This is a genomic window from Streptomyces sp. NPDC040410 (assembly GCF_055595715.1).
Genome location: NZ_JBVIVK010000014.1, coordinates 210,774 through 222,905 on the forward strand (window position 1 = coordinate 210,774; position 12,132 = coordinate 222,905).

Genomic DNA, 12,132 nt, shown 5'->3' on the forward strand with positions numbered 1-12,132 from the left:
GCGACGGGCGTGCCCGGTGGAGTCGGTACGGGGGTCACCCGGAGCTCCGGCGGGAGCCCGCGCGTCGCTTGAGCGCACGCCGTTCGTTCTCGCTGGTGCCGCCCCAGACGCCGATGGTCTGCCCGGTGTCGAGCGCCCACCGCAGACACTGCTCCCGGACGCGGCAGCTCCGGCAGACGGCCTTCGCCTGCTCCGTCTGTACCAGGGCCGGGCCGGTCGTGCCGAAGGGGAAGAAGAGATCGGGGTCCTCGTGGCGGCACGCGGCGTGGTCTCGCCAGTTGTCCATCAATGTCACCTGCGATCGAAGTCGGTGCCCTCGGGGATGCATTACTCGCTTTCGGGTCACCTGTCGACACGCGAGTGAAACAGCGGATTCCCGGGAAATGCGTTCACTGCTCCCGCATGCCCCACGGGGAGCCGTACTCGGTCAGCAGATCCAGGAAGGGCCGGGACGCAAACGCCTCCGGGCCGAGGACGCCCGCGCCGGACCAGACGCCCGTGGCGAGGAGTTCGAGGGCGACGACCGGATTGACCGCCGTCTGCCACACCACCGCCTGGCAGCCGTACTCCGCCATCGACCACTGGTTGTCGACCACGTGGTAGAGGTACACCTCGCGCGGCGCCCCGTCCTTCACGCCCCGCACCCAGGTGCCCGCGCAGGTCTTGCCGTGCATCCGCTCGCCGAGCGTCGCCGGGTCGGGCAGACATGCGGCGACCACGTCCCGGGGCGACACCGTCACCGTGCCGGCGGCGCCCGGCACGGTGACCGGGGCGGTGCGGTCGAGACCCAGCAGATGCAGCGTCTTGAGCGTCTCGACGAACTCCCGGCCCAGGCCGTACTTGAAGGTGACCCGGCGCGCGTCGACCCAGCGCGGGACGAGCAGTACCTCCTCGTGCTCCACGTTCACGCACTCGACCGGGCCGATGCCCTCGGGGAAGTCGAACACCTCGGGCTCGCTGAAGGGTTCGGTGGTGAACCAGCCGCGGCCGGCCTCGTAGACCACCGGCGGGTTCAGGCACTCCTCGATCGTGGTCCAGATGCTGAAGGACGGCGCGAAGTCGTGGCCGTCGACGGTCAGGTTCGCTCCGTCGCGGATGCCGATCTCCTCGATCTCGTCGAAGAGCTCGTCGGCCGCGTACCGAGCGAAGACGTCCGACAGCCCCGGCTCGACGCCCATGCCCACGAGCGCGAGCACCCCGGCCTTCTCCCAGTCGGCCGCCTCGGCGAACTGGTCGTCGCCGAGCTTGACCCCGCACTCCTGGTACGGGCGCTCGGGGTGCGGGTGCGACAGTGACATCGCCATGTCGAGATAGCCGGCCCCGGCGCTGCGCGCAGCACGGAACAGGGGCATCACGAACCGCGGGTCGGTGGCGTTGAGGAGCACGTCGCACGCGTGCCGCTCCAGCAGCGCCGCCACGGCCGTCTCGTCGCTCGCGTCCACCCGGGCGGCACGGAACCGGCCTTCCTCCGTGCCCAGGGCCGCGACCGCGGCCTCCGCCCGCGCCAGGTCGTAGTCGGCCACCACCATCGCGTCGAAGAACGGACGCCGGGCCGCGATACGGGTGATGGCGGTGCCCACACCACCGGCTCCCACAAGCAGTACGCGCATGACAGATCTCCCTCTGCTGACGGTCGAAGAACCTGGGGCCCTGAGGGAGATACAACGCCGCGGACTCCCGTAAGGTCAATGACGTTGGCATAAGGATGAAAGGGGGTGACGGGATGCCCAAACCGGTGGTACCCGAGGAGAAGCGGCGACGGCGCCGGCCCACCAGGAGCGGTACCGTGCTGTCCGAGCGGCTGATCGTCGACACCGCGCTGCGCATGCTGCGCGAACACGGCAGCGCAGGCCTCACCGCCCGCCGCCTCGGCCTGGCCCTGGACGCCGACCCGAGCACGCTCTACCGGTACTTCCGGGGCATGGACGACCTGACGCTCGCCATCGGCGACGCGCTCATCGGGCAGGCCCTGGACGGCTGGCGTCCGACGGGTCAGTGGCGCTCGGACCTGCGCGCCGTCGGGCTGCGCATCCACGCCGCCTACGTCGCCCACCCACAGGCGGCCCTGCTGACCACGAACCGGGTCACCGGGCGGGCGCACGAACTCGCGGCCGACGAGGCCGTCCTCGACGTACTGCGCACGGCCGGATTCCCGCTGCCCGACACGGTGCGCATCTACCACGCCTTCATCGACCAGACGCTGGCCTTCGCCGCGCTCGACGCCGCCTCGCTGACGCTGCCGAGCGCCTCACAGCGTGCCGACGAGGACATGTGGCGCTCGACGTACGCACGCCTGCCCCGCACCACCCACCCCCGCATCGCCGAGGCGGCGCCCCTCCTGGCGACCCGCATGGTCACCAGTGCCTATCCGACGGCTCTGGAGATGCTCCTGGACAGCGCGGCGGCCCAGCTGGAGTCGACGACGGGCTCCTGAACGTCGTCTCGGTGATCGGAATTCATCCGGACCGCTCACCGAGTGCTGCCATAGTGACGCCCGACCCGAAAGATGTATCGAGCATCCAGGAAGCCCGTGGACACGAGCGAGAGCAGTACCGCAGCGCAGCCGGCAGTGCCGGAAGCCGCCGAGCCGGCCCGGCGAGGATGGCGCCGCTGGGCGATGGACACCCGCCCCCTGCGCCGCCCGGCCTACCGCCGGCTGTGGTCCTCGACGATCGTCACGGCCGTCGGCAGCCAGCTCACCGCGGTCGCCGTGCCCAAGCAGATCTACGACATCACCGGCTCCTCGGCCTGGGTCGGCGCAGCCAGCCTCGCCGGCCTGGTGCCGCTCATCGTGTTCGCGCTGTGGGGCGGGGCCGTGGCCGACAGCATGGACCGCCGCAAGCTGCTGCTGATCACCAACAGCGGCATAGCCGTCACCTCGCTGCTGTTCTGGATACAGGCCCTCGCCGGGCTCGAGTCCGTGGCCGCCCTGATGGTCCTGCTCGCCGTGCAGCAGGCGTTCTGGGGCCTGAACGCACCGGCCCGCAACGCCTCCATCGCCCGCCTCGTCCCCGAGGACGAACTGCCCGCTGCCAACGCCCTCGGCTCGACCGTCATGCAGACCGGCCAGGTGGTCGGGCCGCTGCTCGCCGGTGTCCTCATCCCCGTCCTCGGCCTGCCCGAGCTGTATCTGATCGACGCGGTGGCGCTGTGCCTCACGGTGTGGGCCGTCTACCGGCTGCCCGCCCTTCCGCCTCTCGCGACGGCGGCGGTCCGCCGGGCGGGCGTGCGGGAGATCGCGGCCGGATTCCGTTACATCGCCACGCACAAGGTCCTGCTGCTGTCCTTCCTCGCCGACATCATCGCGATGGTCTTCGGCATGCCGCGCGCACTGTTTCCGCAGCTCGCCGCCCAGACGTACGCGTCCTACGGCGAAGGCCTCGCGCTCGGCCTGCTGTTCGCCGCGGTCCCCCTCGGCGCGGTGGCGGGCGGACTGTTCTCGGGCACGTTCGCCCGGGCCCGCAGCCACGGCTGGATGGTGATCGGCGCGGTCGTCGCCTGGGGGCTCGCCGTCACCGGTTCCGGGCTGAGCGGCAACCTGTGGCTCGCGGTGGTGTTCCTCGCCGTGGCCGGGGTCGCCGACATGGTCTCGATGGTCTTCCGCGGGGCGATCCTGCTGTCCGCCGCCACCGACGAGATGCGCGGCCGCATGCAGGGCGTCTTCATTGTCGTCGTCGCCGGGGGACCGCGCCTCGCCGACGTCCTGCACGGCACCGCCGGCTCGGCCTTCGGTGCGCGCCCGGCGGTCGCGGGCGGCGGGCTCCTGGTCGTCGCCGCGATGCTCGGCCTGGCCCTCGTGGTGCCGGCGCTGCGGCGCTACCGCGTCTGATGCCCTACAGGGCGCTCCGCCGGTGCAGCGTGTACTGCTCCATGAGCTTGCCCCGGGTCATCTCCAGGCGGTGCGCGAGAATCTCGGCGACGTTCTGCACCAGAATCATCCCGAGCTCGGGATCCTCCTGGCACAGCCGCCGCACGGCGGCCGCGTCGAACTCGTGGGCGCGCACGGGGCTGAAGGCCTCGGCGCCGAAGTCCCACTGGTACGGCGGGAACAGCCAGGACCAGCCGAGCAGATCGCCCGCGCCGAGGCTGGCGACCGTCACCTTCTGCACGGCGGTCACCTGCTGGTCGAGGGAGACCGCGCCGGAGCGGATGACCCAGAAGCGGTCGGCCGTGCCTCCCGCCTCGAAGATCCGGGCGTCCTCAGGGAACGAGACCTCGCGCGCGAGCGTCATCAGGCGCTGACGCTGGGGCGGGGGAAGGGCGGTCAGCAGTTTGGTCGCTTTGGTCATGACGCGGGGCTCCTCGCCGGCGTTCGTTTCCGGGGTGCTTTCCCTACGCCCATTTCAGCGGCTCGCGACGCCCCGGGCACCTCGGCGGACGCAACTGTCGGCCCGGGATGTGCGGCGGCATTAAAAAGCCCTGGCTGGACGGGGGAGGCCAGCCAGGGCCGTTCGCGGTGACGTACGGAGGACGGATGCTGTCTACCCCGTCGCCACGTATCAATGAAAGGTAAACCATCATGGTGCGTGGTGCGTACTCAGGAGCCGGTCACGTGACCTGTTTCACTCTGTCCGCCTTTCGGCTTGACTACGCGTCCGACGCCACCACCCTGATCGTGTCCAGCTCCGGGTCGCTGGGATCGGGGAGGTTCATGCCGGCGGCCAGGCCGGTGCGCAGATACCGCAGCACGGGCTCGGTGAGCCGTTCACCCGGCAGGACGGCCGGGATCCCGGGCGGATACGGCGTGATCATCTCCGCCGCGACCCGTCCGGCCGCCTCACTCACCGGCACGTTCTCGGCGGGTCCGAAGTAGGAGTCCCGGGGAAGGAGCGCCTGGGCCATCCGCAGTTCGGAAGGCGAGGGCACATCCACGCCCGGGGCCGGGGGCAGGTCGGGTGCCGCCTGTGCGAGGTCCCTGAGCGCGGCGAGCAACTGGCTCGTGGTCTCGCGGTCGTCCGCATGGGTGATCTGGGCGCCGATGCGGCGGTGGTCGGTCAGATGGGTGTCGATCCTCCGGTGCTCGCGCAGCCAGTCGGCGGCCTGGAAACCGGTGATCCCGAGCCCGCTGATGTCGATGACGCCGGGCAGCGGGTCGATGTCGTCGGCGAGCCCGGCACCGCAGAAGTCCTCGCGGTCGTTGACGTGCATCCCGTCGATCTCCTCCACGGCGGCCCGCACCCGGGCCGCCAGATCCAGCGCGCCGCCCATGAGCTCCTTGCCGTGCAGAGCCATCTGCCGGCGCCAGCCGTCCAGCCCGGCGTAGATCAGCACCGAGGGACTGGTGGAGCCCAGCAGGTCGGCGCGCATCTTCAGCAGGTCCGGCGGGACGAGGTCACCCTGCAGGTGGAAGACGGAACCCTGTTCCAGGCCGCTGCCCATCTTGTGGATGCTGGTCACACAGATGTCGGCCCCCGCGTCCATCGCCCAGGACGGCAGATCGGGGTGGAAGGGCAGATGTGCGCCCCAGGCCTCGTCCACGATGAGCGGCACCGGCCGCCGGTGACAGACCTCGGCGACGGCGCGCAGGTCCGCGCAACAGCCGTACGGCGTCGGACTGGTGATCAGCGCGCCCTTGGCGTCGGGATGAGCCTCGAAGGCCTGCCGGAAGTCCTCTGCGGACGGGGGATGGGCGATGTTCCGCTCGGCGTCCCACCGCGGCTCGACCCAGACGGGCTCGATTCCGGCCAGGACCAGACCGGACACGACCGACTTGTGCGCGTCCCGCCCGATCAGCAGCTTCTCGTGCGGACCCGCGACGGCCAGCATGGCCGCCTTGACGGACAGGGAACTCCCGCACGTGGTGAAGAACGTGTGCTCGGCGTGCACGGCGTCGGCCATCAGCTTCTCGGCGCGGTCCAGCACCCGCCCCCGGGTCAGCCGGTCGTCCAGGCCGCCCGATGCCAGCACGTCACCCAGGAACACCGCGTCACCGAGCACCTCCCGCACCGCGGGATCGGCACCACGGGCCTGCTTGTGCCCGGGGGGCGCGAACGACAGCCGCCCCTTGCGGTGATAGTCCGCCAGGGCTTCAAGGACCGGTGCCTGGGTGTGATCGGCAGTCACGGGAGCCGGGTTCCCGGCACGAACGGCCGCAATCAGCCCTTGCGCCGGCTGGGGCGCGTCACGGGGTCCCGGCAGGTCAGCGTTCCGCGGCGTGTCTGCCGGGCGTGAGGACCTCGTCCAGCACCCTGATCACGGCCTCGTAGGCCAGGCTCCGTACGGCCGCGTCACGCGCTCCCTCCGGATCGCCCGGCCGCAGGTTGCCGCTGCGCGCCCGCCATGCCCGTTCCTCCTCCTGCGCACAGGCCCTGGCGCGCTGGATACGCCGCATCAGCTCGTCTGAGTCCACGACATCGGTCATGAACTCCGCGTACCCCGAATCGGACCGGGATCGCCTGCTGAAGCCCGCACATCGGGAGGTTTGTCCAGGCGCGGAAAGGTCAGCCGAAGAGAAGAGGCCTGCGGAGCTCGCACAGCGCGGGGCACGACAACTGTGGCGAGCGACCGCCGTGTCCGAGAGCGGGGTACGGTCCGGACTCGGTACCGCGGGCGTGGCCGGGTCCGGCTTCCATCAGAGATCAGGGAGTTCAGGCATGTGCGAGAGGCACAGGACCGAATCCGCCCTCCAGCCGTCCGTCGCTCGACACCACGGGCACCCGTGTCCGTGCAGGCCGGCCGAGGCGCGCAGGGCCGTGGCGCAGGCCGTGGCCGAACGCTGTCGCGTCACCCATACCGCCTGCGACGAGGACGCCCTCTCGGACGCCCTGCTGGTCACCTCGGAACTCACCACCAACGCGATCCTGCACGGCGGCGGAGTCACGGACTTCCACGTCGACGTCGTCGGACCCGACGTACGCGTATCGGTGAGCGACCGCAGCGACGAGATTCCGGTGGCCCTGGCGCAGGTCGACCAGGACGGACGATGGCGGCCCGGCGGCCGGGGCTGGCCCATCGTCTGCCGGCTGGCCCACGACATCCGGGTGACGGACCTGCCCACGGGCGGCAAGTGCATCACCGCCATGGTGCCACTGACCTGACCTGACCTGACCTGACCTGACCTGATCTGACCACGGCCGGCCCTCTCCTCGACGCCTCCCGGCCCCCGCCCCAGCACTTTTCGCAGCGAAGCGGAGTTTGGTCCCCCAGGGTGCGGGCAGACGCAGTTTCGTGCTTCGGACCGGAGGCGCGCCAGCGGGAGCGGTACGGCTGCCCCGGGGCCGTCCAGGCGATCCGGGCAGCGACCCTCCCGCGGTAAGTCCCTGAAACCACCGTTCAGGAGCGATTCCGCATGCTCATCGAAATGTCGACCAGCCGTCCCGGCACGCCCACCCAGCCCACCGCCCCGACCCCGACCCGGCGCCGGCACGACGACGCCCCCGACACCGCCGCCCTGTTCACCCGTCTGGCCGAACTCGAGGACGGCCCCGAGCGGGACGCCGTGCGCGACGAACTCGTCACGGCATGGCTGCCCATGGCCCATCGCATCGCCGGCCGGTTCCGCGACCGCGGAGAGTCGATCGAGGACCTCAGGCAGGTTGCGGCACTGGGGCTGGTGAAGGCGATCGACCGGTTCGAGCCGGACCGGGGCGCCTTCGAGAGCTACGCCGTCCCCACCATCACCGGCGAGGTCAAGCGGCACTTCCGGGACCGGATGTGGGCACTGAGGGTGCCCCGCCGGGTGCAGGAACTGCGCAACAAGGTCCGGGTGGCCCGCCGCGAGCTCACCCAGACCCCGGGCTCCGCCGAACCCTCCGTCGCCGACATCGCCGCCCACACGGGCCTCACCGAGGACGAGGTCGGCGCGGGCATGGAGGCCCTCGAAAGCTTCAGCACGCTGTCACTGGACGCCGAGCTGTCGGCCGACGACGGATACAGCCTCGCGGACACCCTGGGCGCCTCTGACGCCTCGTACGACGTGGTGGTCGACCGCGAGGCCGCCAAGGAAGGACTGCGCCGCCTGCCCGAACGCGAGCGCGCCATCCTCTACATGCGCTTTTTCGAGGACATGACACAAAGTCGAATCGCCGACCGGCTCGGCATCTCCCAGATGCACGTCTCCCGGCTCATCAGCCGCAGCTGCGCCCGGGTGCGGGACGAGGCGCTGGAGCAGCGCAGGAGCCGTCATGACGCAGGCGGACGGGCGGTGGCCTGAGCGGACGAGGAGCGAACAGATGCTGATCCCCCGTCCCGGTTTCCTGCGCGGGCCCGTCGACGGGTACGAGGTGCTGGAGGCCGAGGAGGACAGGATCCCGGCGAACGGACCGAGCCCGCGGGCGCGGGACCTCGCCGACACGCTCTGCGTGGCGACCGGCACACGCGATGTGAGACAGGCCCTGGAAGTGGCGCACGGGCTGCTCGACTCCACCACCGTGCCCGTGCCCGAGCCCGCGCCTTCGGCCGACTGACGCCCCGAAGACGGGGCACCGGCACTCCGGGAGGAGACATGGACACGCACGCGATGGCGCGGACCGGCCGCGGTGAGGCCCGCCGGGTGGCGAACGGCTCGGTGACCCGGAGCGCCGCACGGGCCGGTTTCGTCGCGCGGGGCGTGATCTACCTGCTGGTCGGGGTGCTGGCCCTGCAGATCGCCTTCGGGGAAGGCAAACGGCAGGCGGACCGCAGCGGCGCCCTCGCCGAACTGGCGGAGAAGCCCTTCGGCGCCGCACTGCTGTGGGCCCTGGGCATCGGGATGGCAGGCATGGCCCTGTGGCGCCTGTCCCAGGTCCTCTTCGGCTCCGACGGACCGGACGGCCGCAAGCCCGGGAAACGCTTGCTGGCGGCCGCCCGGTTCGTCTTCTACACGTTCGTCGCCTACTCCGTGCTGTCGTTCGCCGCCGCCCCGCACGACAGCACGAGCACATCGAGCGACAAGCAGTCCCGGGACGTCACCGCCAGGGCGCTGGAGGTTCCCGCCGGGCAGTGGCTCGTCGGTGCCGCCGGGGCGGCGGTCGTCGTGGCGGGCGTGTGGATCGGCGTGCGGGCGGTCCGCCGCGACTTCCACGAGAAGCTCAGGCCGGGGGAGACGGGGCCGGGTGCGCGGCGTCTGGTGGACGTGACCGGCGTGGTCGGCGGCGCGGCGCGCGGAGCGGTGTTCGCCGCGGCCGGAGCCTTCGCCGTGAACGCGGCCGTCGACTACGAACCCGAGAAGGCCAAAGGCCTGGACGACACCCTCCGCTCCCTCGCCGACACCCCGCTCGGACCATGGCTGCTGGTCTGCGTCGCGGCCGGTCTGGTGCTGTTCGGTGTGTTCTCCTTCGCCATGGCACGCTGGCGCCGCGTCTGACCGGTCCCGTGCGGGGAACCCGCACCCCATGAACGAATCCGAGCTTCCACCGGACGGCCGGCCCGTGGACATGTACCTCGAGCTCCTGCGCCTGCGGATGGACACCGACGACTACCGGCTCCTGCTCACGGTCGTCGAACCGGTCCTGCGGGCCATCGACCAGCAGCAGGTGCCCTCGCTGGACTTCGCCCTGGACGACGAGAACGCCGAAGGGCTGCCCCAGGAGATCCGGGACGAGGCCGCCCTGGTCATCGCCACCGCAGTCACGGGCCGGATGGACAACGAGGTCGTCGAGCTCCAAATCGACGAGACGGGCCCGGTGAGGGTGGTCACCGACGCGGCGACCGCGTCCGACCCGGTGCGCCTCGGCGAGATCGCCGACTTCATCCGGGAACGGCACCGGACGAACGAGGAACTGCGCGGTATCGCCGAAGCGAGCGGCCTGCCCACCGACCTGTGAGAGACGTCCCCGCGCCGGTCATCCCCGCGCCGGCGCCACGCGTACGTTCAGCGGCCGGGCCAGACCGACCACCGTTTCGTCCAGGCGCTGCAGATGCCGCAGCACCCGGCCGGTGACGCGGCCGTACCGGGGCGTGCCGGGGGTGTCGGGTTCGAGCAGCGACGCGATGCTGGGCCCGGTCTCGACCTTCGCGGTCGCCCGCTCTTCGGCGACGTGCGCGGCGATGGCCCTGATGTTGTGCAGGACGCGGTGCCCGGCCGGGCGCAGCCGGGGGTCGGCGGCGATCGAGGGTTTGCTGGGCAGTAGTTCGGCCGTGGCGGCCAGTGACCGCGCATGGTACGCGCAGGTCTCCAGGAGCGCCACGACGTAGCGGGCTGTGTTGCGCCGCGTCCGCAGCGGCGTGACCGGGTGGGTGAGCGGCTGGGTGGCGGCCCGCAGGTCGGACAGCGCCTGGTCCAGATCCCGTGCCTTGTCCAGCAGATCGGCCGCGGGCCCGCCGCTGAGCTGGTCGACCGCGGCCTCGGTGACGTCGGCGAGCCGGTCGAGCGCGGTCACCAGCAGATCGTTGGTACGGCGGTCCGTCCGGACCGGCAGCACGAACGCCGCCGCGACGACCCCGCAGGCCGCGCCGAGCGCCGTCTCCTCCACGCGGAGCACGAGCACGGAGAAACTGTAGGTGTGCAGCAGGGTGTAGAGCAGACCCAGCGCCGCCGTGACGAAGAAGGACATCAGCGTGTACGACAGCGGTGCGGTGTAGAACATCGCGAAGACGCAGAGCAGCACCAGCGCGAACGCCGTCAGGGTGTGCCGGCCGACCAGACCCGCCAGCACGATGCCGGCCACGACGCCGAACACCGTGCCCACGAGCCGGCGGTAGCCCTTGACCAGGATCTCGCCCGTCGAGGCCGTGTTGATGAAGACGATCCAGCAGGTCAGCACCGCCCAGTACCAGCGATGGCTGGACAGGAGCTCACCGCCGACGATGGCCAGCGCCGACCCCACGGCCACCTGCACGGCCGCCCGGGTGGTGGGCCGGCGCAACCCGGTCGGCTCCTCCTCTTCCTCCCGCCCGCTGTCCTCGCCGGCGTCGATCGCGGCGTCCTCGGCGTCCAGTTCCTCGCGCGAGCGGGCGGTCGCGGGGGTGTCGTCCGACTCGTCCTGAGGCCCGTCCAGGGCGATACGCAGCCCCAGCACCGCACGGGCGAGTTCGCCGATGCCCCGGAAGACGTCCTGGACGGCGCCCGAGGCGGGCGGCAGGTTCTCCTCGTCGCGGTATCCGAGGAGCCGGTTGCGCACGCGCGACATCCCGGCGCCCGAATCACCGGCCGCGGGCCGCAGTACGAGCAGGCGCAGCGCCTCTAGATCACGGCGCAGCAGCGCTGCCGCCTCGTCCCGCTCGGGCAGTGAGCCGACCGCCGGGGCGGGCGCGCCCGGCAGGTGCAGAGTCAAGGTGTCCGCCCGTTCCGCGCCGCGGGCGCTCAGCAGCGACAGGCCCAGCCGCTCGGCGGCGATCTCCGCCTCCGCGACACGGCGCTGCACGAGCCCGGCCACGGTCTCGTCGGATGTCCCCTCCTCCAGCCGGCCCTGGATCATCAGGGCCGACTCGTGCAGCCGGGCGGTGCCGTCCCGTACGTTCTCCAGTGCCTTGTCCACCTCGTCCGGCCCTGCGTCCAGCAGTTCGAGCTGAGCGGACACCAGCTGTGCCAGCCGGGCCCGGAAGGCCTCGCGCAGCCGGTCGAGGATGCCCGCGGGCGTCTCGGGCACGAGCGCGAAGCGGGCCACCGCGCTGCTGAGGAAGGCCACGCCGATGGCGCCGTACAGCCGGGGCAGGCCGGACACGGTGGCGCCGACGAACAGCGACAGGAAGTAGCTCTGGAAGCCGATCAGACCGAGCGTCGTGCCGCGGTCGCCGAACCGGCGGCCGTAGACGGCGCAGAAGATCAGGGCGATGAAGAACAGGCCACTGGCCACGCCGTGCGGGCTGAGGAGCGCGCCCAGCGCCACCGAGGCGAGCGCCACCGGCAGTCCCAGCGCGAGCGTGACGGCCTGCCGGGACCGCTGCTTCTCGCGGATGGCGAAGGTGGCGACCATCGCCGCGATGGCGCCCGCCACCAGATGGTGGACGTCGGCCCGCAGCAGAGTGAGCACGGTCAGGGTGAGGACGATGGCGGTCACGGTCCGCAGGCCGGCGGTCAGCCGCAGCAGTCCCGGATCGGACGCCGCGACGGCGTCCCGCATCCGTGCCCGGACCGAATGTCCCGCTGCGTCCACGGCGCCGCACTCACTCCCGCTTCACGTCATGATCCCGGTTTCAGCATGGCACGGTGGGCCCGGATCACCCGTTCCCGGCCCCGGCGAGGGTGTGCTCGGCGATCGGGCGGAAACCGGT

13 protein-coding genes are annotated in these 12,132 nt (G+C 71.6%); 7 read left to right on the forward strand and 6 right to left on the reverse strand.

Annotation, left to right across the window (positions count from 1 at the left end):
* Positions 1 to 34 precede the first annotated feature (34 nt).
* Together ACZ562_RS26670 and ACZ562_RS26675 are read right to left on the reverse strand one after the other, a co-directional pair.
* Positions 35 to 286, reverse strand: coding sequence for a WhiB family transcriptional regulator (locus ACZ562_RS26670; protein ID WP_471183829.1), 252 nt, complete (start codon positions 284 to 286; stop codon positions 35 to 37).
* Positions 287 to 389: 103 nt separating this feature from the next.
* The gene (locus ACZ562_RS26675; protein ID WP_471183832.1) at positions 390 to 1,610 is read right to left on the reverse strand and encodes a saccharopine dehydrogenase family protein; all 1,221 of its coding nucleotides are present in this window, start codon (positions 1,608 to 1,610) and stop codon (positions 390 to 392) included.
* 113 nt (positions 1,611 to 1,723) lie between these two features.
* Between ACZ562_RS26675 and ACZ562_RS26680 the strand changes: the two genes are divergently transcribed.
* Together ACZ562_RS26680 and ACZ562_RS26685 are read left to right on the forward strand one after the other, a co-directional pair.
* The gene (locus ACZ562_RS26680; protein WP_471183835.1) at positions 1,724 to 2,434 is read left to right on the forward strand and encodes a TetR/AcrR family transcriptional regulator; all 711 of its coding nucleotides are present in this window, start codon (positions 1,724 to 1,726) and stop codon (positions 2,432 to 2,434) included.
* A gap of 96 nt (positions 2,435 to 2,530) precedes the next feature.
* Complete coding sequence (locus ACZ562_RS26685; protein WP_471183837.1) at positions 2,531 to 3,829, forward strand: MFS transporter; 1,299 nt, start codon at positions 2,531 to 2,533, stop codon at positions 3,827 to 3,829.
* Positions 3,830 to 3,833: 4 nt separating this feature from the next.
* Here ACZ562_RS26685 and ACZ562_RS26690 read toward each other — a convergent pair whose 3' ends face one another.
* From ACZ562_RS26690 to ACZ562_RS26700, 3 genes are all read right to left on the reverse strand, one after another.
* Positions 3,834 to 4,289 (reverse strand): cyclic nucleotide-binding domain-containing protein, encoded by a 456-nt coding sequence (locus ACZ562_RS26690; RefSeq protein WP_471183839.1) that lies wholly within the window; start codon positions 4,287 to 4,289, stop codon positions 3,834 to 3,836.
* 298 nt (positions 4,290 to 4,587) lie between these two features.
* Positions 4,588 to 6,063 (reverse strand): aminotransferase class I/II-fold pyridoxal phosphate-dependent enzyme, encoded by a 1,476-nt coding sequence (locus ACZ562_RS26695; RefSeq protein WP_471183842.1) that lies wholly within the window; start codon positions 6,061 to 6,063, stop codon positions 4,588 to 4,590.
* A 76-nt stretch (positions 6,064 to 6,139) separates the two neighbouring features.
* Complete coding sequence (locus tag ACZ562_RS26700; protein ID WP_471183844.1) at positions 6,140 to 6,361, reverse strand: hypothetical protein; 222 nt, start codon at positions 6,359 to 6,361, stop codon at positions 6,140 to 6,142.
* Between the two features lie 232 nt (positions 6,362 to 6,593).
* Here ACZ562_RS26700 and ACZ562_RS26705 point away from each other — a divergent pair, with 232 nt between their 5' ends.
* From ACZ562_RS26705 to ACZ562_RS26725, 5 genes are all read left to right on the forward strand, one after another.
* Positions 6,594 to 7,037 (forward strand): ATP-binding protein, encoded by a 444-nt coding sequence (locus tag ACZ562_RS26705; protein WP_471183847.1) that lies wholly within the window; start codon positions 6,594 to 6,596, stop codon positions 7,035 to 7,037.
* 251 nt (positions 7,038 to 7,288) lie between these two features.
* Entirely contained in the window at positions 7,289 to 8,152 is an 864-nt protein-coding gene (locus tag ACZ562_RS26710) for a SigB/SigF/SigG family RNA polymerase sigma factor (RefSeq protein ID WP_471183849.1), read from the forward strand.
* Positions 8,153 to 8,171: 19 nt separating this feature from the next.
* Entirely contained in the window at positions 8,172 to 8,405 is a 234-nt protein-coding gene (locus ACZ562_RS26715; RefSeq protein WP_471183851.1) for a DUF5133 domain-containing protein, read from the forward strand.
* A 38-nt stretch (positions 8,406 to 8,443) separates the two neighbouring features.
* Entirely contained in the window at positions 8,444 to 9,283 is an 840-nt protein-coding gene (locus ACZ562_RS26720) for a DUF1206 domain-containing protein (RefSeq protein WP_471183854.1), read from the forward strand.
* A gap of 28 nt (positions 9,284 to 9,311) precedes the next feature.
* Complete coding sequence (locus tag ACZ562_RS26725) at positions 9,312 to 9,743, forward strand: hypothetical protein (RefSeq protein WP_471183856.1); 432 nt, start codon at positions 9,312 to 9,314, stop codon at positions 9,741 to 9,743.
* Between the two features lie 18 nt (positions 9,744 to 9,761).
* Here the strand turns inward: ACZ562_RS26725 and ACZ562_RS26730 are convergent, their stop codons facing one another.
* The gene (locus tag ACZ562_RS26730; protein WP_471183925.1) at positions 9,762 to 11,981 is read right to left on the reverse strand and encodes an FUSC family protein; all 2,220 of its coding nucleotides are present in this window, start codon (positions 11,979 to 11,981) and stop codon (positions 9,762 to 9,764) included.
* Positions 11,982 to 12,132: the final 151 nt, after the last annotated feature.

What these genes read in the sequence shown, in the direction of transcription:
- ACZ562_RS26670 (WP_471183829.1), bottom strand. Translation starts at nt 286, where the DNA reads ATGGACAACTGGCGAGACCACGCCGCGTGCCGCCACGAGGACCCCGAT.
- ACZ562_RS26675 (WP_471183832.1), bottom strand. Translation starts at nt 1,610, where the DNA reads ATGCGCGTACTGCTTGTGGGAGCCGGTGGTGTGGGCACCGCCATCACC.
- ACZ562_RS26680 (WP_471183835.1), top strand. Translation starts at nt 1,724, where the DNA reads ATGCCCAAACCGGTGGTACCCGAGGAGAAGCGGCGACGGCGCCGGCCC.
- ACZ562_RS26690 (WP_471183839.1), bottom strand. Translation starts at nt 4,289, where the DNA reads ATGACCAAAGCGACCAAACTGCTGACCGCCCTTCCCCCGCCCCAGCGT.
- ACZ562_RS26700 (WP_471183844.1), bottom strand. Translation starts at nt 6,361, where the DNA reads ATGACCGATGTCGTGGACTCAGACGAGCTGATGCGGCGTATCCAGCGC.
- ACZ562_RS26705 (WP_471183847.1), top strand. Translation starts at nt 6,594, where the DNA reads ATGTGCGAGAGGCACAGGACCGAATCCGCCCTCCAGCCGTCCGTCGCT.
- ACZ562_RS26710 (WP_471183849.1), top strand. Translation starts at nt 7,289, where the DNA reads ATGCTCATCGAAATGTCGACCAGCCGTCCCGGCACGCCCACCCAGCCC.
- ACZ562_RS26715 (WP_471183851.1), top strand. Translation starts at nt 8,172, where the DNA reads ATGCTGATCCCCCGTCCCGGTTTCCTGCGCGGGCCCGTCGACGGGTAC.
- ACZ562_RS26720 (WP_471183854.1), top strand. Translation starts at nt 8,444, where the DNA reads ATGGACACGCACGCGATGGCGCGGACCGGCCGCGGTGAGGCCCGCCGG.
- ACZ562_RS26725 (WP_471183856.1), top strand. Translation starts at nt 9,312, where the DNA reads ATGAACGAATCCGAGCTTCCACCGGACGGCCGGCCCGTGGACATGTAC.
- ACZ562_RS26730 (WP_471183925.1), bottom strand. Translation starts at nt 11,981, where the DNA reads ATGCGGGACGCCGTCGCGGCGTCCGATCCGGGACTGCTGCGGCTGACC.